Below are 23,438 nucleotides of genomic sequence, written 5' to 3'. Positions count from 1 at the left end.
CTGGAAGGTGCTGAGACACATGAAGAATCTCGTACATCCGAGCGGTTTTCCGCGACGACGGTGGTCGACCATGGCGACGATGCGCGCGCTGGCGGTCGGGTTGCTGGTGGCCGGCACGGTGCTGGTGCCCAGCGGTGCCGCCAACGCGGGCACCACGTTGGGCACCTCGGCGGCGGAGAAGGGCCGCTACTTCGGTGCCGCCGTCGGCACGTACAAGTTCAACGACAACACGTACATGACGGTGCTGAACCGCGAGTTCAACAGCCTGGTCGCCGAGAACGAGATGAAGTGGGACGCGACCGAGCCGCAGCGGGGAGTGTTCAACTTCAGCGCCGGTGACCGCATCGTCAACCACGCCCGATCGCGGGGGATGAAGGTACGGGGGCACACCCTGCTGTGGCACGCCCAGCAGCCCGGTTGGGCGCAGGGCCTCTCCGGCGGTGACCTGCGCAACGCCGCCATCAACCACGTCACCCAGGTGGCCTCCCACTTCCGGGGGCAGATCTACTCGTGGGACGTGGTGAACGAGGCGTTCGCCGACGGCGGCAGCGGTGCCCGGCGCGACTCGAACCTGCAACGCACCGGCAACGACTGGATCGAGGCCGCCTTCCGGGCCGCCCGCGCGGCCGACCCGGGCGCCAAGCTCTGCTACAACGACTACAACACCGACGGCATCAACGCGAAGTCGACAGGCATCTACAACATGGTGCGCGACTTCAAGCAACGCGGCGTCCCCATCGACTGCGTCGGCTTCCAGTCCCACCTCGGCACCACGATCGCCGGTGACTACCAGGCCAACCTGCAACGCTTCGCCGACCTCGGCGTGGACGTGGAGATCACCGAGCTGGACGTCACCCAGGGCGGTAACCAGGCCAACATCTACGCCACCGTCACCCGCGCCTGCCTGGCGATCTCGCGCTGCACCGGCATCACCGTGTGGGGCGTACGGGACTGTGACTCCTGGCGCGGCAGCGACAACGCCCTGCTGTTCGACTGCGCCGGCAACAAGAAGCCCGCGTACACGGCGGTCCTCGACGCCCTCAACGGCGGCAGCACCCCGAACCCGACCGGCAACAGGTTCCGCAACGATGCATCCGGCCGGTGCCTGGACGTCAACGGCGCGAGTTCGGCGAACGGTGCCCAAATGATCATCTGGGACTGCCACAACAATGCCAACCAGCAGTTCACCCAGAACGGACGGGCGTTGCAGGTGATGGGCAAGTGCCTGGACGTACCGAACAATGCCGCCGCCGGCACCCGGGTGCAGATCTACGACTGTCACGGTGGGGCGAACCAGCAGTGGGTGGTCAACAGCAACGCCACGATCAGCAACGCGCAGACCGGGCTGTGCCTGGACGTCAACGGCGCCGCCACCGCCAACGGCTCCGCGGTGATCGTGTGGGGCTGCCACGGCGGCGCCAACCAGCGCTGGAACCGGGCCTGAGCTGATGAGCACGACAGTCGGCACCGTACAGAAGGGAACGACGATGGTCCGATCCCGCTCGAACCGCTCGTTGGGCCGGATGCTCGCCTGCGCCCTGGCCGCTCTCGTGGCGGTGCCGACTGCCGTGCTCGGCGGTGCCGCACCGGCAGCCGCCGACACCAGCCAGTTCCGTGGTGTCAACTGGGCCAGGTTGGGTGACAACTTCCACGGCGGACCGCTGGTCCTGCACGGGCTGAGCAGCTCCGACAGCTACGCGACGGTGGTGGCCAAGGCCAACGCGATCTACACCGGCTTCCAGAACAACCTGGACGCCAACACGGTCCGGCTGCCGATCAACACCTACACCGTCGGTACGAGCTGGTGGAATGCGTACACCGGCGCGATCGACGCCGCCACCGCGAAGGGCCTCAAGGTCGTCCTCTCCTACTGGGACGACGGCGTGGCCGCCAGCGGCGGTCGGATCGTCAACACCACCGCCTTCAACACCATGTGGAACACCGTGGTCGCCAGGTACGGCAGCAACGACCTGGTGTACTTCGAGCCGATGAACGAGCCCGGCGGGCACAGCGCCGCGGACTGGGCGAACGTGGTCAACAACTGGCTCACCGCCCGTCCGTCGATCCCCCGCCACCGGGTCTTCGTCAGCGGCGCCGGCCTGAACACCGACATCAAGTCGATGTGCGCCGACCGCCGGCTCGACGGGACGATCGTGTCGCTGCACCACTACACCTTCTTCAGCGGCGCGAAGACCTACGACCAGTGGGTGACGTTCCTGCGGGACGCGATCGGCTCCTGCGCCGCTCGTACCGTGATGGACGAGTTCGGCGCGCCGATGGACACCGGGCTCAACTACCACGACGCCGCCAGCACCGACAACTTCGTACGCTACTTCCGCGCCACCACGGAGGTGCTGCGGGAACTGCGGATCGGCTCGATCTACTGGCCGGCCCTGGGCGGCAAGGTCACCGCCGGCCAGGGCGACGACTGGTACGCCATGCAGAAGCTGCACGGCACCGGCACCAACCTCACCCTCAGCACCCCCAACGCCAGCGGTCTCGACCGCCTCCGGTACGCCTGGGGCCTGACCGGCGGCACACCGGAACCGGTGAGCCGGTTGCGGAACGTCGGCACCGGGCAGTGTCTGGACATCCCCGGCGCGACGACCGCGAACGTCCAGGTCCAGGTGTACGCCTGCAACGACACCGCCGCCCAGCGATGGACCGTGACGGCCGGTGGCCAGCTCACCGCTCTTGCCGGCCAACGGTGTCTCGACGCGTACAACCGGGGGACGACGAACGGCACCGTCGTCGGCACGTACGCGTGCAACGGCGGCGACAACCAGCGGTGGACGATCGGCGGCGACGGCACGATCCGCAGCGCGCAGTCGGGCCTCTGCCTGGACGTGAACACCAGCACCTTGAAGGTCCAGCTCTGGGCCTGCTGGGGCGGCGACAACCAGAAGTGGCAGGTGCAGAACGTCTGACCTGGCACACCCGACCGCACGTACGCCGAGGGCGGGCCCGTGCCCAGGGCGAGGCGCGGTATGTCAATGGCTTCCGGTGGCGGCCCGGGAGCGGAGGGAGAAGAGATGAGAGCTGTTGTCCGTGCCGGAAGAAGAGCCCTACTTGCGCTGGCGGTGTTCGTCTCCGCTGCACTGCCAGCCGTGTTCGCAGACCAGGCCCCGGCTCTGGCTGCGGTCCAGGAGACCCTGTACGTCGCACCCGGTGGAAACGACGCGAACCCGGGCACGCTCGCAGCACCGTTTCGAACCCTGCAGCGGGCCCGGGACGTGGTCCGCACGAAGACCGCGACGATGACCGGCGACATCCAGGTCTACCTTCGGGGTGGCAGCTACCCGGTGAGCAGCACTATCGAGTTCGGGGCGAGCGACTCCGGCGCCAACGGCCACCGGGTGATCTACGCCGCGTACCCCGACGAGACGCCGGTTCTTGAGGCCGGTGTGCAGGTGACCGGCTGGACCCAACACAGCGGGAACATCTGGAGAGCGCCGCTGGACCGGGCCAACAAGCTGCGGGCGCTCTACGTCAACGGCCAGCGGGCCTACATGGCGGCCAAGACGATCACATCCGGGGGCTGCCACGGCACGTACACCATCACCGCGGGACAGGCCGACTGGGCGTGGGAGTCGGGCTCGCAGTGTGAGGGCGCGAGGTACAACCCGGCTGACTTTCCGTCGATCTCCCGCAACCAGGAGGACATCGAGATCGAGACGGGTACCACCTGGACCACGGCCATCGTGGGAGTTCGCCAGGTGACCACGAGTGGTGACGGGCAGAGTCGTATCGCGCTGTTCCAGCAGCCGGGTGCCGCCATCGCCCAGGGGGCGTTCAACGGCAACGCCCAGATCAACGGTAGCCACAAGGTGATGAACGCCTACGAGTTCCTGGACGCGCCCGGCGAGTTCTACTTCGACAAGTCCAGCCGGACGCTCTACTACTACAAGGCCGGCAGCGACAACATGTCCACCGCGTCGGTCTTCGCACCCAACAACGTGACCACCGTGCTGCGGGTCGCCGGCACCTCGACCAGCAACCAGGCGCGAAACATCACGTTCTCCGGGCTCACCGTGCGGCACTCCGACTGGAACCTGTTCAACGTCGCCGGCTCCGTGTTCAAGCAGGCTCAGCAGGGCAATCTCGGCGCGCAGGCGTACGCGCGCGGCAACTTCCACGTCTACTACTACCGCAACGTCGACCTCACCCCCGGCATCATCCACCTGCAGAACGCCAACGCGATCCGATTGGAGCGCAACCGGATCGCGCACACCGGGGCTGACGGGATCACCCTGGTCAACGACGTGACGAACACGCAGTTGATCGGCAACTACACCAACGACATCGCCGGAACGGCGATAAGCGTGGGTCACCCGCAGCACGTCTACATCGGCGATCACACGTCGAGCAACCGCGAGAAGTACCCGGCGCAGGTCGAGGGGCTTCCGAAGAACATCGAGATCAGGAACAACTACATCCACGACAGCTCGGTGCTGTTCAACGGGCACGGCGCGGTCGCGGCGTACTTCGCCGACACCCTCACGGTGCAGCACAACCGCATCGAGAAGGCCCCGTGGGCGGGCATCACGATGGGTTGGGGATGGTGGAACTTCGACGGATCCTCAGGGTCGATCGCGCCCAACCGGCCGACCACCACGGCGAAGAACAACACCATCAGTCACAACCACATCATCGACACGGTGCAACGGCTCAGCGATACGGCGCCCATCTACACGCTGGGCAGCCAGCCGGGCACCACGATTCACGACAACTATTTCCAGGGTGTCCCGGCGGGCCACAAGTACGGACTCCACCCGGACGAGGGCTCGGCGTTCATCACCTTCCGGGACAACGTCCTGAGCGTGGACAAGAACATCACCTGGATGATCAACTCAGACGACTTCGGGCGTAAGCACGATCTGAGCATCACGTCCACGTACGGTCCGATCAACAAGGTCTCCAACAAGAACCTGCCCAACAGCACCATCCACGACATCCTCGTCTCCTCCGACTACGTCTGGCCAGCGGCGGCCTACGGAATCGCTGTCAACTCCGGGCTCGAAGCCTCGTTCCGGGACATCACCCAGCCGCGCAACCTGCCCATGCAGGACTACGTCCTGCCGGCCAGCACGTTCGTCGGCAGCGGCACGTCCTCGATACCGATCCGCAGCAGCGGCGACCCGACCAGGTCGCTGTGGCTGGCCCCCTCCGGCACCACCACCTTCGCCGCCGGCCCGACGATGACCAGGGCAGACGGCAACGCCACCACCATCGCGGTGCCGACGTCGTCGGGTGACTACCGGCTCTACGTCGTCGACGCGCAGGGCAATCGGTCGGCCGAGTCGAAGTCTCTCGTCCGGCGGCAGGGCACTGGCGGTACGCCTGACACGCAGCTCGTCGGCGGCCAGTCCGGCCGCTGCATCGAGGTCCCCGGCGCCACCACCACGAACGGTACCCAGATGCAACTCTGGGACTGCGCCGGCGGCTCGCACCAGCGCTGGACCTACACGGCGAGCAAACAGTTCACCGTCTACGGCAACAAGTGCCTGGACGCCAACGGTGCCGGCACCTCCAACGGCACCACGGTCATCATCTGGGACTGCCACGGCGGGCTCAACCAGCAGTGGAACGTCAACGCCAACGGCACCATCACCAACGTCCAGTCCGGACTCTGCCTCGACGCCAACGGCGCTGCCACCGCCAACGGGACAAAGATCATTCTTTGGTCCTGCAACGGTGGCGCCAACCAGCAGTGGAGTCGACGCAGCTGACGGTCGAACCCCGGGGGCCAGGCACCGACCGTTCCTGGCCCCCGCACTAGCTGTGGGCTGGGCCGTCAGCGCGCGCCCCGGCTACCCCCACCGCCGGGAAGGTCGCGGCTACGATCGGCCGGTGGCCCGGTCCCTCGATCGCATCGCCCTGATCTCCGACGTCCACGGCAACCTGACCGCCCTGGAGGCCGTGCTGGCCGACATCGACGCACGCGGCATCGAACGGATCTTCAACCTGGGTGACTACGTCGGCAAGGGGCCGCGTGGCCGCGAGGTGATCGAGATCTGCCGGGAACGCTGCGAGGTCAACATCCTCGGCAACTGGGACGACTTCCTCCCCGACCCGGACCGGACCTACGACAATGAGGCGATGGCCTGGTGGCTGGCGCAGCTCGCCGCCGGCCAGGGCGACTGGCTGCGCGGCCTGCCGTTCAGCCACGACCTTCTGCTGAGCGGCCGGCGGGTACGACTCTTCCACGCGTCGGCGACAAGCGTGCACCGTCGGGTCCGGTTCGACCACGACGAGGCCGAGTTCCTCGGCATGTTCGCCAACACCCCGGCCACCGGCGACGGGCCGGAGCCCACGGTCGTGGGTTACGGCGACACCCACGATCCGTTCTACGAGGTGGACCGGGACCGCCGCACCCTGTTCAACACCGGCAGCGTCGGCAACGCGATGGGCGATCCGACCCCGGTCTACGTGATCCTCGAAGGTGTCCTCGACGCGGCGGCCGACTCGCCGTTCTCGATCCAGTTCGTCCGCGTGCCGTACGACTTCGAGGCCGAGTTGGCCGCGGCGGCCCGGCTGGGCATGCCCGAGTTGGATGGGTACGTCTCCGAGCTGCGGCACGGCGTCTACCGGGGCGCGATGCACGCTCCGGCCGGACCGAGGTATCACCGGCAGCCGAGACCGGGTCCGTCGGCCGAGTGATCGGTCCGGAACGACAGTGCCCGGCGGTGGCGGTGAATGAGCGAGAAAGACGAGCAGTGGCGCGAGAATGACGGCATGCGTGCCGCCTACATCGAGGGTCCCGGTCCGGCCGACGAAATCCGGTACGGGGATCTGCCGGCGCCACGTCCCGGTCCGACCGACGTCCTCGTCGACGTCCTGGCGACGACAGTCAACCCGGTCGACACCTTCGTTCGTTCCGGGGCGTACCCGACGCCGTTGCCGTTGCCGTTCATCGTCGGCCGTGACCTGGTCGGGCGGGTGACGACGCTGGGGCCCGGTGTGAGTGGCTTCGGCGTCGGTGACCTGGTGTGGTGCAACAGCCTCGGGCACGACGGCCGGCAGGGCAGCTCCGCCGAGCAGGCCGTCGTGCCGGCGGATCGGCTGTACCGACTTCCGGCGAGGGTCGATCCGGCGGTCGCGGTGGCCGTGCTGCACCCTGCCGCTACCGCCTACCTGGGTCTTGTGGTGCACGGGCGGTTGCGGGTCGGGGAGACCGTGTTGGTGGGCGGTGGCGGCGGAAACGTCGGCTCGGCACTTGTGGCGCTCGCGAGGGCGGCTGGTGCCCGCGTCGTGGTCACCGCGTCCGCCGCGGACGCCGAGTACTGCCGGCATCTCGGGGCCGCAGAGGTTCTCGACTACCGGGCGCCCGATCTGATCGGTCGGTTGAGATCGGTGTGCCCTGACGGTTTCGACCTGTACCTCGACACGTCGGGACGGAACGATCTTGAATCGATCGTCGATCTGATCGGGATACGTGGCCGGATCGTGTTGCTGGCGGGACCCCGCACCAGGCCGGTACTGCCCGCCGGCCCCCTCTACCTGAACGATCGCACGGTCACCGGCTTCGTCATCTCCCGCGCCACCACTGCCGAGTTGGCCGCGGCTGCCGGCACCGTCAATCGGATGCTCGTCGCCGGGGAGCTGGCCCCACGCGGCATGGTACGGATGCCGCTGTCGGCGGTCGCCGAGGCGCACCGGATGATCGAGCAGGGTGAGCTGCGCGGACGGCGGGTCGTCATCACGCCGTGAGCGGGCGCGTGGTGCGCGTAGTCACGGTTCGAGAGTCGTGTCGAGCATCTCGATGAGGTGCTCGGCCGCCGCCGCCGTGTCGTAGTCGGGATCGTGGAGTTGCTCGGCGACGATCGCGTCGATGCCCCCACCGACGATGATCGCCGTGGTGCGTACGTCGGTGTCGCTGCTGCCGCCGCGCGCGACCCGGGCCGCGTCGATGAGTTCGGCCAGGGGGCGCCACCGGGCGGCCGGATCGTGGTCGCCGTCGTCGTGCACCATCGCCTCGATGATCATGCGAGTGTGTCGGGGATGTTCCCGCAGGTGCCCGACCATCGACCTGACGTACGCGGCGGGCCGGTTGGCGGTCTCGGCGGCCTCGACCGCACCGGCGACCTCTCCGACGAGGGCGGCGAGGGCGTGTTCGTGTGCGGCGCGTACGACGGCGGCCTTGGTGGGGAAGTGGTAGAGCACAGCGGCCTTGGTGATGCCGGCGCGTTCGGCGATGGCGGCCAGTGAGGCCCCCGCGTACCCCCGGTCGGCGACCAACTCGATGGTGACCTCGATCAGTTGGGCGCGGCGGGCGCGCTCGATCAGGGTCAGTTCGGCCGTCGCGCCTTCTCGTCTCCTTGTCACACGCCAAATTCTACCGTACGGTCGAAAAATCTACCGATCGGTTAGGAGTGTGGGATGCGGACCTGGTTGTTGAGGGCTCTCAACCGGTTGCGGCCCAGGTCACGATGGTCACGCCTGGTCCTGGCCGGGATCGGGCTGATCGTGCTGGTGGTCACCTTCGCCATCCGCCAGCCCGCGCCGATCGGTCACTGGGACAGCTCCGACGGGCAGGACCGATTCCTCCGGGCCTACACGGAGGCATTCGCCGCTCTGCCCGACCCGGCGGAGACCATCGACGTACGCACCGACTTCGGCATCGTCCGCGTCTACCGCTTCGCCGGCACCGGCACCGGAGGCGACGCGGACATCCCGTTGCTGCTGCTGCCCGGGACCGCCTCGGCCACCCCGGTCTGGGCCGACAACCTGCCCCTGCTGCTGCCGATCGGCGACGTCTACACCGTCGACCTGCTCGGCCAGCCGGGCATGAGCGTGCAGAACCGCCCGATCAACACCGACGAGGCGCAGGCCGAGTGGCTGTACCAGACCCTCCGGGCGCTTCCGCCGGGCAGGTTTCACCTGGTCGGTCTCTCGATCGGGGGGTGGACCGCGGTCAACCTCGCGCTGCACCGACCGGAGCACATCGCGTCGATGACCGTCATCGACCCGGTCCACGTCTTCGCCGACCTGCCGTTCGGCACCATCGTACGGTCCATCCCGGCCGCGTTGCCCTGGCTGCCGAGATCGTGGCGGGACAGCTTCAACTCCTACACCGCAGGCGGCGCGCCGGTCGAGGACGAGCCGGTCGCCGACATGATCGAAGCCGGCATGCAGCACTACCGGATGCGGCTGCCACAGCCCACGCGGATCAGCGAGGAACGACTCCGTCGACTCGACCTGCCGGTCCTGGCGATCATCGCTGGCGAATCGGTGATGCACGATCCGCAGTCGGCCGCCGAGACCGCACGCCAAACCCTGCCCCGGGGCACCGTCCGGCTCTACCCCGGCGCTTCCCATGCCGTCAACGGCGAGCAGCCCGAACGGATCGCCGAGGACATCGCCGGTTTCGTCGCCGCGCACCCGTGACCCGATGACCCAGCCTTTGGCGGCTTCGCTTATCCGTGAAACTTTCACCTTTGTCGGGCGGTGCGGAAAGCGCCAACCTCAGCCATTCGTCCGGTGCCGATTGTCCACTCTGTACCGTCCTGCCGGAGTGTTTCCGCCGGGTGCTCGAAATTCTGTTCGGAGTCGGGTGGCGGAGCGGGTATCGGCCGGAGTAAGGTCTGCGTCTGCCGCAGAGCGGCCCACGGCTGAAAGGCGGCTGTCGTCCGCTCTCGCGATTCGTTTCGCGCGAACCCTTCCGTGATTCACCCTTTCGGCTTGTGCAGGAGTTTCCGTGCAGCAGGACGCGGTGCAGCCTTTCAGCGATGAGCAGAATCAGATGGCCGACATTCCTTCGCCGCCGCGGACGCGATCGTCAGTACCGGAGGTTGACATCGCGCGACCAGAGCCGAATCCCGGACGGCTGGCCAACCGTCCGCCCGGCTACCCGAACGCGCTGGTCTGGCTGCGGGTCGGGATTCTGCGTGACTGGCGTGGCGTGCTGGGTTCCTTCGTCGCCGCCTGGTTCTACGTGCCGGTGGCACTGTTCACGGCGGTGGTGCTCGCGGCGGTCGCGGGGCTCGTCCTGGCGTTCACCGGCGGCTCGGTGTTCGTGGACCAGGTTCCCGACGAGATTCGGGACGCGCCGGTTATCGGGGGACTGGTCAGTTCCTTCCTCGAACAGTCCGGTGGGGCGATCGGCGCGTTCGTCGGCGCCGGGCTGGCGTTCCTGGTCGGTCTGCTGCTCGTGCCGGTCCTCCGGTTCAGCGGCGCGGACGGCGCCGTCTCGGTGCTTACCCAATTGGTGGGGATAGCGGCTGCGGCCATTGTGGTGGGCGTGCTCTACACCCTGTACCGCGTGCTGCTCGAGGATCGGCTGCTCCGGGTGTCCGGTGCGCGCGATCTGAGCCGCCGGGAAAAAGAACTGGTCATCCCGATTCTGCACGAGTGCGCGGAGCGGCTCGGCCTGCCCGCGGTACCGAGATTGCTGGTCGAGGACGATCTGGTCAGCACGAATGCGCGAACGTACGCTCGGCACATTGTCGTCACCACCGGTCTGCTCACCGATCCCCGCGACGAGATCGCCGCGCTGTTGAGTCACGAACTGGTGCACTGGCGTACCGGTGACGAGATCACTTCGGCCTTCGTCCGGGGCGTCGGCCTGCCCCTCGTGCTGGTACACGCCGTACCGACCTGGCTGATGCGCAGGTTTCCGCACCCGGCGACGAACCTGTTCGTCTTCCTGTTCTTCTGGCCGGTCCTGCTCACCATGAAGTACCTGGTCCAGCCGCTGCACCGGGCGGATGTCCGGGCAGCGGAGTACCGGGCGGACCTTGGCGCGGTGGTGACCGGGCACACCGAGGGCCTGCGGGCCGTCCTCGAGCGCCGCAGGTCGTTCGAGAGCGGGCGCAGTGGCTGGGACGAAGCCGTCTGCGCCGAACACCCGCCGAACGAGCTGCGCCTGGAACGGCTGGAATCGGTCCGGACCGGTGACGACACCCTCGCACCGCAGACCCCGCCGCGGCGGGTCGTCGACACCGAGGAACTCTTCGGCGGTGACGACCCGGTCGACCTGCGACGCCCGGCCGTCGTCGGCGGCGTCGCCCTGCTCTCCTTCTGCCTGCTCTCCAGCCTGCTCGGCGTCGTGCAGTGGGGATTCTTCCGGCCGGAGACCGCCGTCGACGGGTACTTCTCCGCACTGGCCGACCGCGACGTGGACGACCTTGCCGGCTGGTTGAACCCCGAGGCCGGTGCCGCGGTACGCGACGACGACCTGCTCACCGAGTCGATCAGGTCGGCCGATTACCAGCCGCCCACCGACATCGACATCCGCAGCATCGAACGGGAGGACGACGAGGCGACCGCCACGGTCTCGTTCACGGTAGGCGGGAGCCGGACGGAGGCGCAGGTGCTGCTCCGCCGCGACGAGGAGTCCACGCTCGGCATCTTCAAGGGATGGCACGTCTTCGGCGGTGTCTCGACCCTCTCGGTCGTCGCCGGCCAGCAGGGACTCATGCTCAACGGGGTGTCGGTGCCGGAGAGCCCGCAGGAACAGACGGTGATTTCGGTGCCCGGCCTGCACGTCGTGACCGCTGCCGCCAACCCGCTCAGCGAGGTGGCACCGCAGCGCATCATGGTGCTGCCCGGCACCGAGTTCGACACGCCGATCCAGGCGGTGCCAGAGTTGAGGGCCACCGCCCGGGGCAGCATCGACGGGCAGGTCAAGACATATCTGGACGAGTGCGCGCGGCAGACAGTGGCCGCACCCCAGGGTTGCCCCTTCCGGCTGTCCGGGTACCAGAACGCCAAGGACCTCAAGTGGACCATCGACAGGTACCCCACCACGCAGATCGACATGGTCGGTCCGGCGGTCGCCCAGGTCTCGACGCCGTACGACGGGCAGGGCGAGGTGCGGGTGACCGGCACCTACGAGTCCTTCTACGGCAAGGAGACGTTGATCGAGAGCTATGTCCTCGGCGTCACCGGCGTCGTCACGGTCACCGGCGACGAACTCTCCTTCCAACCCGACGTCGACGAGTGACCAGGAGCATCGGGTGACCGACACGTACCCGGCGGAGAGGCAGCCCGTGCGGCTACAGATGATCACGGACCGGCGGCGTCCCGCCACGGTCTCGCTCATCGACTGGATCCACCGACGTCCGGAGTTCCGCACCGGCGTGCGGGACCTGGGCGGACGCACCGGCGGCCGGGCCGGCTTCAGCGAAGCCGTGATCATCGCGGTGGTCGCGCAGAGCCTGCTGCCCGGTCTTTTCGCCCTGCTCCAGACCTGGCTCAGCCAGCAACCAAGCGGTGCCACCGTCCGTATGCGCATCGGCGAGTCGGAGGTGGAGATCCAGGTGACCGGGCGGACCGATCCCCGGCAACTGCTGGATCAGGTCACCCGGACCATCCAGGAGAACCGCGGGCCCGAACCTCCCGACCCGGGTCGGGACGCCGCCAGGTAGCTCCCGGCCGGACGAGCGGTAAGGCTGTCAGAAGAGGGTGGTGGGCTCGACCGGGATCGGTTCGGGCAGCGGGTCCAGCTGCGGTACCCGGGCGCGTACCTCGTCGTGGAAGCGGCGGGCCAGGGTCGGCGCGTCGGCGTTGTCCGGGGTGTGGACGAAGACGGTCGGGGACCGGCCCTCGCGCAGCCAGTTCGCGGTGACGTCCAGCCAGCGCCGCCAGCCCTCGACGGTGCGCGCCGGGTCGTCGCGGCCGAGGTAACGGACGATCGGCCGGTCGGTGAGCGCCTCCGCGCGTAGCGGCATCCGCGGCTTCTTCGTCCAGGCGTCGCGCTCGGCGTCGCTTGTCGGCGGTTCGGCGAAGAACGCGGTGGTGTCGAATGGGATCCACTCGGCGTCCGTCTCCGCCAGCGCCGTCTCCAACAGCCGGGTCGCGCGGGGGTCAGTGATGAAGGCCGGGTCGCGGACCTCCACGGCGGGACGGTGAGCGGCGGGCAGGCGGCGCAGAAACCGGGCGAGCGTGGGTACGTCGTCCGGGCCGAAGGAGCCGGGCAACTGCACCCAGAGGGCGTACGCCCGGGCGCCGAGTGGCTCGATCGCGTCGAGGAAGGCGCGCATGGGCTGGTCGACGCCGGTAAGGCGGCGCTCGTGAGTGACCACCTTCGGCAGCTTCACCACGAAGCGGAAGTCGGGTCCGGTCTGCTCCGCCCACGAGACGACCGTCTCGCGGGCCGGGGTGGCGTAGAAGGTGGTGTTGCCCTCGACCGCGTCGCACCAGCCGGCGTAGTGCCGTAGCCGGTCCTGCGCCGGCAGCGGATGGGGGAGCAGCCGCCCCTGCCACGACCGGTGGGTCCACATCGCACACCCGACGTGCAGTCGCATGGCCACCTGTTCAGCCGGCGTCGACGCGTTCGACGGTGATGGTGGAGACGCCAACCGTCGCGTCGATGTCGTAGCGGTCCGTTGCGGAGTTCCACTCCGGCGGGGTGAAGGTGGTGCCGCCGGCCACCCCGGAGTGGGTGGTGCCGTCGATGGTGACCGAACCGGCTCCGCCGCCGGCGCGTACCTGCACGGGCGCGTCGCCGGCCAGGCGGACGACGACCTGGCTCGCTCCGCCGCCGAGCATGGTCCGCTGCGTTCCCTCCGGTGCCGGCAGCGTCAGCTCGACACGGTTCGCGCCGGCGGCGAACTCGATGTCACCGAGTTGCGCGCCGCGCAGGTCGAGCTGCTGCTCCTTGGCGCCACCGTTGAGTCGGACGTGCCAGCGGACCGACTCGGCCAGCACCACCTCCACGACCGCCGGGCCGTCCCGGTTGGTGCCGCGCAGGCTGGTCAGCAGGCTACCGTCAGTGAAAGAGACCGCAGGACGGACGTTGGCGTCGCGGGGGGTCGAGACCCGGTACGCGTCGTCGCCAAGGTCGGCGGCGCGCACCTGGATCACGTCGGCGCCGTCCAGCAGGACGAAGGTGGCCTCCCGCAGATCGCCGACGGCACCGGTGACGACGTGCCCGTTGCGGCCGTCGCTCCGGACCGTCACCCACGTCCAGCTGGCAACCACCACCACCACGATGACCAGTACGGCCGCACCGATCCACCACCACAACCGTCGTCCGCCGGCCGCCTGAGTGTTCTCCACGTCGCCTCCCGTACATCGATGACCGCACGGATTACTACCCGCCTGTCACCGACTCTTACGCGCGTCACGCCCGGTGGGCTCACCGCCGGGCGTGGCGGTGAGCCCACCGATCCGTCGCGGGCGATCGTCTCAGGCTCGGGACCACTTCTGGTTGGGGGTGCCGGCGCAGTCCCACAGTTGCAGCCGGCCGCCGTTGTTCGGGTTGTTGTCGCGTACGTCGACGCAGCGGTTCGCGTTGAGGTTGACCAGGTCGCCGGCGGCGTTGAGGGTGAATCGTTGCGCCGGGTTGCCGTTGCAGGTGACGAGGTTGACCTCGGTGCCGTTGGCCGTGCCGGCCCAGGCCGGGTCCATGCACTTGCCCATCGCGCGGATGGTGCCGTCGGCGGCGAAGGTCCACGCCTGCGCGGCGGTGGTGTTGCAGTCCCAGACCTGTAGCGGCGCTCCGTCGACCGGGTTGGCACCGGGGATGTCGATGCACCGGCCACTCTGCTGCCCCCGGATCCGGGTGGTGCCGGTGTTGCCGTCCGGCACGTGGCCGTAGACCCGGACGTAGTCGACGAGCATCTGCTGCGGGAACTGGGTGCTGCCGTCGGGGTAGCCGGGCCAGTTACCGCCGACGGCCACGTTGAGGATCATGAAGAAGGGGTGGTCGAAGACCCAGCGGTTACCGCCGAGCCGGCTCGGGTCGACCCGGAAGAACTCCGACCCGTCGAGGTACCAGCGGATGATGTTCGGCTCCCAGTCCACCCGGTAGGTGTGGAAGGTGTCGGCCAGCGGCTGCCCGATGGTGCGGCTGCCGGTGATCCCGCCGCCGCCGGAGTAGCCCGGCCCGTGGATGGTGCCGTGCACGGTGTTCGGCTCCCGCCCGACGTTCTCCATGATGTCGATCTCGCCGGAGGCCGGCCAGCCGACGTTTCCGAAGTCGTTGCCGAGCATCCAGAACGCCGGCCAGATTCCCTGACCTCGCGGGATCTTGATGCGCGCCTCGAACCGCCCGTACGCCTGGCTGAAGGTGGCCGCGGTCAGCAGCCGGGCCGAGGTGTATTCACACCGGCCGTAGTGGCACTGGTAGTTGGCCGGGTTCTCCCGGCGGGCGGTGATGACCAGGTTGCCCTGGCCGTCGTGCACCGCGTTGCTGGTGCTGTTTGTGTAGTACTGCCGTTCGTTGTTGCCCCAGCCGTGGCCGCCGATGTCGAAGCGCCACTTGGACTGGTCGACCGGGGTGCCGGCCGGCGAGTTGAACTCGTCCTGCCAGGTGATGCCGCCGATCGCGGCGGCGGCCGGTGCGGACTGCACGGGTAGCAGGAGCGCGCTGGTGACGAGGGTCGCGCCCAGGGCGGCGGCTGCCCGCCGAAGGCTGCGGGAGATGGCGTACACGATCGGATCTCCTCGGGGGTGGAGGGATGGATGCGCTGGCGAGGCGAGTGGAGAGCGCTCTCCAAATCCGAGTCTGTCGATTTTAGAAGAATTAGTCAAGGTTGTTAACAACGATCATCGGCATAGTGGCGCTGCGCGTGTTCGTCAACCCGTGGTTGACGCAGGCCAATCGTCAACCTAAGGTTGACGCATGACTGAACCCGTGCAGATGAACAACCCGGTCCGGCTCGACGACCTGATCCAGGCCATCAAGCAGGCCCACTCCGACGCCCTTGATCAACTGACCGACGCGGTGATGGTGGCCGATCACATTGGTGACGTGGCCGACCATCTGATCGGCCATTTCGTGGACCAGGCCCGGCGCTCCGGAGCGTCCTGGACCGAGATCGGCCGCAGCATGGGGGTGAGCAAGCAGGCCGCCCAGAAGCGCTTCGTCGGCGCGGCGATGGATCCGCAGGAGGGCTTCCAGCGATTCACGCCGCGCGCCCGCAACGTGGTGATGGCCTCTCAGAACGAGGCGAAGGCCGCAGGCAACGCCGAGATAACTCCGGCGCACCTGGTGCTCGGCCTGCTGGCCGAACCGGAGGCGCTGGCCGCCAAGGCGTTGGCCGCCAGTGGTGTGTCGGCCGAAGCCGTGCGCGAGGCCGCCACGGCGGCGCTGCCGCCATCCTCGGACGAGGTCCCGGACCTGATCCCGTACGACGCCGCCGGCAAGAAGGCCCTGGAACTGACCTTCCGTGAGGCGCTGCGGCTCGGGCACAACTACATCGGCACCGAGCACATCCTGCTGGCCCTGCTGGAGCAGGAGAACGGCGAGGGTGTGCTCACCGGCCTCGGTGTGGACAAGGTCGCCATCGAGGCGAACATCGCGGCGGCCCTGGCCAAACTGCGGACGTTCGAATAGCCGATCAGGGCTCGACGGGGAAGCCGTACCGGGCGGCGTGCTCCGGGTCGGCCGGATCGATCTGGCGCAACCCAGCGTCGGCGAGGCGCTTGTTCACCTCGTCGAGCCGCTCGCGCACCAACCGGGACTCCTCCTCGGTGACCCGCCCCCGGTGCGGCCGGCCCGCGTGCTCGATCGTGCCGTAGTCGACCTTCTCGGCACCGCGGCGGGCCTTCGGCGGGCGTACCCGCTCGGCGGTCTTCAGCAACTGCGCCATCGGCACGTCGGTGGCCATCGCGTCGAACTCGCTCGCGGTCAGCACCACCCGACGTGGCTCGCCGTGGCCGTGCCGGTCGTGGATCTCGACCACCGCCACGTCCAGCGCCGCGTCGTCGATGCTCTCCACCTCCACCGGAGTGGCGTCCAGTTGCACGGGCCCGGCCACCAGGTCAGGGTGCTCGAGAACGACGATGCGAACGGCCTCGTCGTCGGCACCCAGCACCGTGCCGCTGAAGTCGGAGACGTGGATCGTCTTCTTGCCCATGGATGTGCCAGCTCCCGTCGTGACCGTCGAAGGACCAGCAGACGTTACCCGACAGGTGTGCGAAAGCGCGCGGTGGCTCGCCGCCCTACAGGCTTCCTCGGCGCGCCACCCACTCGGTCGGCTGACCAGTGATCGCGGCGATCCGGTCGTAGTCGGCGTCGTAGTGCAGCACAGTCGCTCCGTGCACCTCTGCGGTCGCCGCGATCACCAGGTCGGGTAGTCGGAAGTTGCGATGCTGGCTGTCCGCGGCGAGCATGCGGTGCACGGCGAGAGCACGATCCATCGCCTCGGCTGTCACGTCCATCCACCGGTGGCCGCGCAAGGCTTGCCACAGGATCTCGTACCCCTTCGGATGAGGAGCATTGTTGAGGAACTCGAGAGCGGCCATGTGACAGCTCGCCAGTCGTCCCTCGGCCAGCAACGTCTCAAAGCGGCGTCGGACCGCCGGGTATCGCCCCTGAAGCACGAACACCGACGTGTCGGCGAGATAGATCGCTCCTGCCATCACGCGGCCTCGGAGTCGCGCCCATCCTCGACGAGTCGACCGAGATCCCGGCCGCCGCCGTAACGCCACGCCTCTGCGGAGCCGGTGAAGTCCATTTCCACCTGATCGAATGCGGCGACGATTTCCCGTGCCTGGCGACGCAGGGCAAAGGCGTGCAAGGCGGCGTTGATGGTCGCCACCTTGGTCTCGGTGCCGAGCACCTCGCGGGCTGCCTCAAGCCACTCGTCGTTCACGTCCACGGTGATGCGTGTCATGCCCACAACTATACGCCAGATAAGCGGCTTTCAAGGCACCAAGATTACGTTGTAGTTGGTGCGTCAGTGCGGGTTCAGGTGGTGCCGAACGGGGCCAGCGGGCAGACTGTTCAGCTCGCACCAGGAGAGCGTGCCGGGACGGGTCCGGTGACCGCGGTAGGCCGCCTGGGCCGGAAAGCGGCCGATGAGCCGGTGGTTGCGCCAGGCGCGCTCGGGGTCCTGCTGATCACGTTCCTGCGGCTGTTTCTGCATGCCCCCACCGTTCCAAAGAATGTTGTCCATGTATGGAAATGGATATGACGGTCGATAGATCGTTCAGGTTCCCAGGATCAGGCCCACCTACGCACCCGAATCGACCGCGTCGTCGTACGGTGAGCGGCATCGGCGGTGACGGACCGGGAGGTGTTGATGCTCGATCGGCGGCTTCACCTTCACCTGGCGACCTGGCTGGGACAGTGGCCGGCCGGCCCGGGCCTGCACGTGGTCGGGTCCGGGCGGCGCACCCAACCCGCCTGGGACGGCCGGCCGCGCCCCGCCGTCGCGGTCCACGCCGGGGCCAGCGGCGTGCTCTCCGTGGCGCCCGATCGGGTCGCGGCCGTTCGTGAGCTGGCGCGGCACCCGGACGGTCTGCTGAGCGCCTTGCCGGCGGCGGTCGGCTATCCGAGTTGGGCGGTGCACGACGACGTGTTCCGGTGGAGTGTGGCGCCGACGGCACTGCCGGATGTCGGTGAGTGGGTGCCGCCCACCATCGCCGGCCTGCCCTCCTGGTTGCGGCTGTTCGACCGGTCGGTGCTCATCGTGCGCGACCAGCGGGGCCGCTACCTGGCCGGCGTCGGCATCAAACGGCATGACCGGCACGGACACGAGTTGGCGGTGGGCACCGTCCCGGCGGCTCGCGGACGCGGGCTGGCCCGGCGGCTGGTGGCCCAGGCTGCCCGCCGAGTGCTCGACGACGGCGCTGTCCCCACCTACCTGCACGACCGGCGCAACGGCGCGTCAGCGCGGGTGGCGGAGGCCGCTGGATTCCCCGACCGCGGCTGGCGGTCCTACGGCGTCTACCCGAGCTGAACGCCGACCGGCAGAGCGCGGACCGTGGATCCCGGGCCGGATCCACGGTCCGCAGCCTCCCCCCAGGTCCGCGTGAGGCTTCAATGCCGATCACGCTACGTATGCAGAACCCGCTCGGCAAGGTGTCGCCGCCGTCTCGCAGCTGTCCAATTGTGGACTTGACCTGGGCAGAAGCATGTTCTCCCGCCCACCTCGCTCAGTGACGCAGGGTGTGAATCAGGCTGACGACCTGTTGCGTCACCGGCCGCAGCACGCGCAGTCGTGACAGCTTCACCAGCCGGTCGACAAGCGGCACCGCGCCGTCGATCAGTTGCCGGGTCCGGGCCTGTCCCGGTGAGCGGTCGTAGACCCAGAAGAGCACCACGCCCATGTAGGCGAGCCAGAGCAGCTCGGGCAACTGGGGGCGCAGCTCCGCGTCGACCTTCGCGGTGGAGCCGGCGAGCACGTCGGCGTAGAGGCCGATGGACGCCTCGCGGGGACCGGAGGACTCCGCGGAGAAGGGGCTCAGCGGGGAGGTCGGTTCCGCAGCGGTCTTGAAGAAGCTCGCCGCGAACTCGTGTGACGGGGTCAGCACGTCGATACCCGCGTGCAGCACCCCGGCCAGCCGGGCGGCGAAGTCGGATTCGCGTTCGAGCACCGGCTGGGCCGCCGTTCGGTGCTCCGTCTGCGTCCGGGCGTAGAACTCCTGGATCAGGTGTTCCTTCGACTGGAAGTAGTAGTAGGCATTGCCGACCGCGACGCCGGCCTCTGTCGCGATGGCGCGCATGGTGGTGCGGGCGTAACCGCGTTCGCGGAACAACCGCATCGCGGTCTCCAGGATCAGCTGCCGCGTCTGCTCACCCCGAGCGGTCGCCGCCTCACCCGCAGCGGTCGTCGGCACAGTCTGGTCGGTCATTCCGGTCACCGTATCCCGCCGCCTCGCCGGTCGGCTCCGGCGACGGTTCCCGGACCCGTTCGCGTACCGCCGACGCGGCGGCCACCACCCGTCGGGCCAGTGGCAGCAGGTGGGGGCGGGCGAGGCGCTGGGCCGTCTCCCGGTGGTCGGCCAGCGCCCACAGGCAGGCGAACCAGGCGCCGTCGCCCGCGTACACCTCGCCGGTGTCGGCGATCACCGTGAGGTCGCGCAGCGTGGCGTCGTGGTCCAGGCCCGGAAAGCGCAGCCGGGCAGCCGCCGACCCGGCCGGCACGAACTCCAGCGGTACGAGTTGCGGGCGCGACGACAGCCAGCCGCGCGCGGCCCGGCACAGTGGGCAGTGCGCGTCGTAGAGAACGGTGAGGCTGCGGATGCCACCACCCCCGTGCGCGGTGGCATCCGGCAGTCCCTCCATCCCGCCCCGGCCCGGTGTGGTCATCGGGCCGGCGGCGCGGCCGTGGCCGGCGGGTCGGCCTGGCCCTGCCCGGCCGGCGGTGCGCCCGGCCCAGGTGCGCCCGGCCCGGGCGGCACCGGTGGGTAGGCGTGCTGAACCGGCAGTCGGCCGACCGGGGCCAGTGGTGGATGGGTGGCTAGCTGGCGCAGCCGGTTCCGCCGGTAGCGGCCCAGGGCGTAGACGTTGAAGAAGTGCAGCGCGCCGAGGACCAGCAGCACCAGACCGATCTTCAGCGAGAGTTCCTCCATGGCGACGCTGGTGGAGCCGACGGACTCGGAGTGCCGCATCGCCACCGTGACGTAGCCGAGGTTGAGGAGATAGAAGCCGACCACGAGGAGGTTGTTCACCGCCCGCGCCAGGCGTTCGTCGGCGAACACCTCGTCGAGGAAGACCATTCCGTTGCGAGTGAGCGCCCGCGCCACCCAGACGGTCAGACCGATGCTGATCGTCAGGTAGGCCAGGTACATCCAGACCTTGATGTCCATGCGTCGACCAATCTTGAACGCGTTCAACTTGATGGACGTCAGCGTACGGCACAAGTTGAACGCGTTCAAGATGGACCGTTGGCTCAGCGGGCCAGGCCGAGCACCTCGGCAGCGGCGCGGCCGTTGGCGTGGCTCGCGCCGTACGTGGTCACGAAGGCCCGCACCGCCTCGGGTCGCCAGGTGGCCGGCCAGCCCATCTCGACCACGGCCACCGGATGTGCGGCGGCCAGCGCGTTGGCCAGCTCCGGGCCGCCGGGCAGCCGGTGCAGGTGGCGGGCGACAAGGACGACCGGCCGGTCACCGGCGCGCCGACGCAGGTCGGCCGGATCCGTCTCGGCGGCCACCACCCGGATCTGCTCGGTGCCGCCCAGGTGCGGGCCGAGTCCCCACGGCACCCGGCCTTCGGCGATGGTGGAGTCGGCGTGCAGATGCACCACGAGCGACCGGTCCAGTCCGGTCGGCACGCCCTCCACCCGCACGGCCCGGCGGGCCGCCGCGTACCCGAGGTCGGTGGGGGTGGCGGTGGTGCGGTCGACGGTCCGGGTCCAGGCGGCGAGGTCCGCGGTGCGACCGGCGGCCTGTTCGACGCGGGTTCGCTCCAGCCGACCGTCGCCGAGCGCGGCCACGATCTCGGCGGCGACCCGCTCGACCAGGTTGGCGTCGACCTTGGCCCCGATGCAGAGCAGGTCGGCACCGGCGGCGAGGGCGCGTACCGCGCCGGGGGCGATGCCGCCGGCGGCCAGGGCTGCGCCCTTCATCTCCAGCGCGTCGGTGACGATGACGCCGTTGAAGCCGTACTCGTGGCGCAGCAGGTCCACCAGTGCGGCCCGGCTGAACGTGGCGGGTCCGTCCCCGGTCAGCGCGGGTACCCGGATGTGAGCGGTCATCACCGCCTTCGTCCCGGCGGCGACCACTGCGGCGAACGGCGGTAGATCCCGCTGACGCAGCAGGTCGAGTGCGGCGTCCACGGTGGGCAGTTCGTGGTGGGAGTCCGCCACGGTCGCCCCGTGGCCGGGGAAGTGCTTGGCGCAGGCCGCCACCCCGGCAGCCTGCAGCCCGGCGGTCGCGGCGGCGGCGTGCGCGGCGACGCTGACCGGGTCGGCGCCGAAGGACCGGGTGCCGATGATCGGGTTGTCGTCGGCGGTGTTCACGTCGACCGTGGGCGCCAGGTCGAGGGTGATGCCCAGGCCGGCCAACTCGGCGCCGATGGCCTGGTAGACCTGGCGGGTCAGCGCCACGTCGCCGACCGCGCCGAGCGCGGCGTTGCCCGGGTACGGGCTGCCGGTGGCGTGTGCCAGCCGGGTGACGTCGCCGCCCTCCTCGTCGATGGCGATCAGTACGTCGGACCGGCCGCTCCGTAACGCCGCGGTACTCGCCGACACCTGCGCCGGACCGTGGACGTTGCTGCCGAACAGGGTGTGTCCGGCGAGCCCGTCGGCGACCAGGTTGACGGCCCACTCGGGCGGAACCGGCCCCCGGTACGCGGCCAGCAGGGTGCTCAACGCCAGCCGGCGCAGTCCTGGATCCTGCCCCACGTGCTCTCCTCTCGATGCCGGCCGGCGCGGATCTCGTACCGGGTCGGCGGAGGGTCGGGTTCCCGCGTGGCCGATACGCTACGGCTTACCCGTTCGCCTGTCGGTTCACAGTTCTGAAGATCGTATAGTTAGCAAAATTTACTAATACTTGAGGACAGATGGCATGAGTGCGACCCGGCTGCCCGGCACCCCACGTCTGTTGCGGGCCCTCAACGACCGCGCGGCGCTGGAACTGCTGCTGGAGCAGGGGCCACTGACCCGGGCCCGGATCGGCGAACTGACCGGGCTGTCCAAGGTCACCGCCTCGCAACTGGTGGAGCGGCTGGAGGAACGCGGACTGGTCACCCGCGTCGGCGAGCAGGCCGGCGGGCGAGGCCCGAACGCCCAGCTGTACGCCGTACGCCCCGGCAGCGCACACGTGGTCGGCGTCGATGTGGGTCCGGAGCGGGTGGTGGCTGCCTGCGCCGACATCACCGGTGCGGTCATCGGCCGGGTCGAGCAGTCCACCCAGGACACCGACGACCCGGTAGGCGTGGTGCACAACGCGGTCGTCCGGGTGGCCGGCAGCGCCGGGGCGCAGCTGTCGAGCGTACGCCGGATCGTGCTGGGCACCCCCGGCCTGGTCGACCCGGGCACCGGTGACATCACCTTCGCGTACAACCTGCCTCGCTGGCATCGTGGGCTGCTCGCCGCGTTGCGGGACGACCTGGACACCCCGGTCGTCTTCGAAAACGACGTCAACCTGGCCGCGGTGGCCGAGGCGCAGTCCGGTGCGGCGCAGGGCTTGGCGGACTTCGTCCTGGTCTGGGTCGGTGCCGGCGTCGGTCTGGCGATCGTGTTGGGCGGGCGGCTGCACCACGGCAGCAGCGGCGCGGCCGGTGAGATCGGCTACCTGCCGGTGCCCGGCGCACCCATCCCGCGCGACGTTTCGCGCCGGGCGAAGCCGGCCTTCCAGCAGCTGGCCGGCGCCGACGCGATCCGCGCCCTGGCCCGGGAACACGGCTACCCGGACGTCGCGGCCGACGCGATCCGGGCCGCGATCGCCGCCGGCACCTCGGGTGGGCCGATGCTCGACGAGGTGGCCCGCCGGCTCGCCCTCGGCGTGGCGAGCACCTGCGTGGTGCTCGACCCGCCGCTCGTGGTGCTCGCCGGGGAGGTGGGGCAGGCCGGTGGGGCGGCCCTGGCCGAGCGGGTGCAGCGCGAGGTCGCGGCGATCACCCTGGTGCGCCCCCGGGTGGTACCGACCGGCCTGACCGAGGAGCCGATCCTGCACGGCGCCCTCCGCACCGCCCTGGACGCCGTCCGCGACGAGGTCTTCGGCTCCACGGTCGGCTGACCCCGTCCTCACCCGTCGATCATGAAGTTGTTGTGCGGGAGAGCGCTTGCGGGCGACAACAACTTCATGATCAACCGGAGGGG

The 23,438-nt window shown here is 69.3% G+C and carries 23 protein-coding genes; 11 read left to right on the top strand and 12 right to left on the bottom strand.

Features of this window, described 5'->3' with window-relative positions; all coding sequences use genetic code 11:
* Window positions 1-79 precede the first annotated feature (79 nt).
* The 5 genes from KBX50_RS28275 to KBX50_RS28255 all read left to right on the top strand — a co-directional run bounded on the left by KBX50_RS28275 (window position 80) and on the right by KBX50_RS28255 (window position 7,710).
* On the top strand, window positions 80-1,444 hold the full coding sequence (locus tag KBX50_RS28275; protein ID WP_210940943.1) for an endo-1,4-beta-xylanase: 1,365 nt from the start codon (window positions 80-82) through the stop codon (window positions 1,442-1,444).
* A gap of 43 nt (window positions 1,445-1,487) precedes the next feature.
* The gene (locus KBX50_RS28270; RefSeq protein WP_210940895.1) at window positions 1,488-2,927 is read left to right on the top strand and encodes a ricin-type beta-trefoil lectin domain protein; all 1,440 of its coding nucleotides are present in this window, start codon (window positions 1,488-1,490) and stop codon (window positions 2,925-2,927) included.
* A gap of 105 nt (window positions 2,928-3,032) precedes the next feature.
* Window positions 3,033-5,729 (top strand): RICIN domain-containing protein, encoded by a 2,697-nt coding sequence (locus tag KBX50_RS28265; RefSeq protein WP_210940893.1) that lies wholly within the window; start codon window positions 3,033-3,035, stop codon window positions 5,727-5,729.
* A 121-nt stretch (window positions 5,730-5,850) separates the two neighbouring features.
* Complete coding sequence (locus KBX50_RS28260; protein ID WP_210940892.1) at window positions 5,851-6,660, top strand: metallophosphoesterase; 810 nt, start codon at window positions 5,851-5,853, stop codon at window positions 6,658-6,660.
* Window positions 6,661-6,696: 36 nt separating this feature from the next.
* Window positions 6,697-7,710 carry an NADPH:quinone reductase gene (locus tag KBX50_RS28255; RefSeq protein WP_247674582.1) on the top strand — a complete coding sequence of 338 codons (1,014 nt, stop codon included), beginning with the start codon at window positions 6,697-6,699 and terminating at the stop codon, window positions 7,708-7,710.
* Between the two features lie 21 nt (window positions 7,711-7,731).
* Here KBX50_RS28255 and KBX50_RS28250 read toward each other — a convergent pair whose 3' ends face one another.
* Complete coding sequence (locus tag KBX50_RS28250; protein ID WP_210940891.1) at window positions 7,732-8,325, bottom strand: TetR/AcrR family transcriptional regulator; 594 nt, start codon at window positions 8,323-8,325, stop codon at window positions 7,732-7,734.
* A 54-nt stretch (window positions 8,326-8,379) separates the two neighbouring features.
* On the opposite strand from KBX50_RS28250, the gene KBX50_RS28245 reads away from it, so the two are divergent.
* The 3 genes from KBX50_RS28245 (at window position 8,380) to KBX50_RS28235 (ending at window position 12,368) form a co-directional block, all read left to right on the top strand.
* The gene (locus tag KBX50_RS28245; protein ID WP_210940890.1) at window positions 8,380-9,387 is read left to right on the top strand and encodes an alpha/beta fold hydrolase; all 1,008 of its coding nucleotides are present in this window, start codon (window positions 8,380-8,382) and stop codon (window positions 9,385-9,387) included.
* Window positions 9,388-9,742: 355 nt separating this feature from the next.
* Window positions 9,743-11,944: a M48 family metalloprotease gene (locus KBX50_RS28240; RefSeq protein ID WP_210940889.1), complete on the top strand. Its 2,202-nt coding sequence runs from the start codon at window positions 9,743-9,745 to the stop codon at window positions 11,942-11,944.
* 13 nt (window positions 11,945-11,957) lie between these two features.
* Entirely contained in the window at window positions 11,958-12,368 is a 411-nt protein-coding gene (locus KBX50_RS28235) for a hypothetical protein (protein WP_210940888.1), read from the top strand.
* A 27-nt stretch (window positions 12,369-12,395) separates the two neighbouring features.
* Here KBX50_RS28235 and KBX50_RS28230 read toward each other — a convergent pair whose 3' ends face one another.
* The 3 genes from KBX50_RS28230 to KBX50_RS28220 form a co-directional block, all read right to left on the bottom strand.
* Window positions 12,396-13,223: a DUF72 domain-containing protein gene (locus KBX50_RS28230; protein WP_210940941.1), complete on the bottom strand. Its 828-nt coding sequence runs from the start codon at window positions 13,221-13,223 to the stop codon at window positions 12,396-12,398.
* A gap of 34 nt (window positions 13,224-13,257) precedes the next feature.
* A complete protein-coding gene (locus KBX50_RS28225; protein ID WP_210940887.1) occupies window positions 13,258-14,001 on the bottom strand; it encodes a hypothetical protein in 744 nt (247 codons plus the stop codon).
* Between the two features lie 129 nt (window positions 14,002-14,130).
* Window positions 14,131-15,378, bottom strand: a complete 1,248-nt coding sequence (locus tag KBX50_RS28220; protein ID WP_210940885.1) for a glycoside hydrolase family 16 protein — start codon at window positions 15,376-15,378, stop codon at window positions 14,131-14,133.
* Between the two features lie 190 nt (window positions 15,379-15,568).
* Here KBX50_RS28220 and KBX50_RS28215 point away from each other — a divergent pair, with 190 nt between their 5' ends.
* Entirely contained in the window at window positions 15,569-16,282 is a 714-nt protein-coding gene (locus KBX50_RS28215) for a Clp protease N-terminal domain-containing protein (protein WP_210940883.1), read from the top strand.
* 4 nt (window positions 16,283-16,286) lie between these two features.
* On the opposite strand, the gene KBX50_RS28210 is transcribed toward KBX50_RS28215, so the two are convergent.
* From KBX50_RS28210 to KBX50_RS28195, 4 genes are all read right to left on the bottom strand, one after another.
* Window positions 16,287-16,805 (bottom strand): hypothetical protein, encoded by a 519-nt coding sequence (locus tag KBX50_RS28210; protein ID WP_210940882.1) that lies wholly within the window; start codon window positions 16,803-16,805, stop codon window positions 16,287-16,289.
* Between the two features lie 85 nt (window positions 16,806-16,890).
* A complete protein-coding gene (locus tag KBX50_RS28205) occupies window positions 16,891-17,310 on the bottom strand; it encodes a PIN domain nuclease (protein WP_210940880.1) in 420 nt (139 codons plus the stop codon).
* The gene (locus KBX50_RS28200; RefSeq protein WP_210940879.1) at window positions 17,310-17,564 is read right to left on the bottom strand and encodes a type II toxin-antitoxin system VapB family antitoxin; all 255 of its coding nucleotides are present in this window, start codon (window positions 17,562-17,564) and stop codon (window positions 17,310-17,312) included. The genes KBX50_RS28205 and KBX50_RS28200 overlap by 1 nt, the downstream gene beginning before the upstream one ends.
* A gap of 63 nt (window positions 17,565-17,627) precedes the next feature.
* The gene (locus KBX50_RS28195; protein WP_210940878.1) at window positions 17,628-17,816 is read right to left on the bottom strand and encodes a DNA repair protein; all 189 of its coding nucleotides are present in this window, start codon (window positions 17,814-17,816) and stop codon (window positions 17,628-17,630) included.
* 156 nt (window positions 17,817-17,972) lie between these two features.
* Here KBX50_RS28195 and KBX50_RS28190 point away from each other — a divergent pair, with 156 nt between their 5' ends.
* On the top strand, window positions 17,973-18,632 hold the full coding sequence (locus KBX50_RS28190; protein WP_210940877.1) for a GNAT family N-acetyltransferase: 660 nt from the start codon (window positions 17,973-17,975) through the stop codon (window positions 18,630-18,632).
* A 196-nt stretch (window positions 18,633-18,828) separates the two neighbouring features.
* Here KBX50_RS28190 and KBX50_RS28185 read toward each other — a convergent pair whose 3' ends face one another.
* The 4 genes from KBX50_RS28185 to KBX50_RS28170 form a co-directional block, all read right to left on the bottom strand.
* Window positions 18,829-19,527 carry a TetR/AcrR family transcriptional regulator gene (locus KBX50_RS28185; protein WP_210940876.1) on the bottom strand — a complete coding sequence of 233 codons (699 nt, stop codon included), beginning with the start codon at window positions 19,525-19,527 and terminating at the stop codon, window positions 18,829-18,831.
* Window positions 19,490-19,984, bottom strand: coding sequence for a thiol-disulfide oxidoreductase DCC family protein (locus tag KBX50_RS28180; protein WP_210940875.1), 495 nt, complete (start codon window positions 19,982-19,984; stop codon window positions 19,490-19,492). The genes KBX50_RS28185 and KBX50_RS28180 overlap by 38 nt, the downstream gene beginning before the upstream one ends.
* Window positions 19,981-20,484 (bottom strand): hypothetical protein, encoded by a 504-nt coding sequence (locus KBX50_RS28175; protein WP_247674581.1) that lies wholly within the window; start codon window positions 20,482-20,484, stop codon window positions 19,981-19,983. The genes KBX50_RS28180 and KBX50_RS28175 overlap by 4 nt, the downstream gene beginning before the upstream one ends.
* Before the next feature lie 83 nt (window positions 20,485-20,567).
* Entirely contained in the window at window positions 20,568-22,019 is a 1,452-nt protein-coding gene (locus KBX50_RS28170; RefSeq protein WP_210940874.1) for a glycoside hydrolase family 3 protein, read from the bottom strand.
* 163 nt (window positions 22,020-22,182) lie between these two features.
* Between KBX50_RS28170 and KBX50_RS28165 the strand changes: the two genes are divergently transcribed.
* Window positions 22,183-23,355 carry an ROK family transcriptional regulator gene (locus KBX50_RS28165; RefSeq protein WP_210940872.1) on the top strand — a complete coding sequence of 391 codons (1,173 nt, stop codon included), beginning with the start codon at window positions 22,183-22,185 and terminating at the stop codon, window positions 23,353-23,355.
* Window positions 23,356-23,438 lie beyond the last annotated feature (83 nt).

It is taken from the genome of Micromonospora sp. C51 (assembly GCF_018070435.1).
Lineage (GTDB): Bacteria > Actinomycetota > Actinomycetes > Mycobacteriales > Micromonosporaceae > Micromonospora > Micromonospora sediminimaris.
The sequence above is the reverse complement of the archived record's forward strand: the minus strand, read 5'-3'. Positions and strand labels throughout refer to the sequence as shown.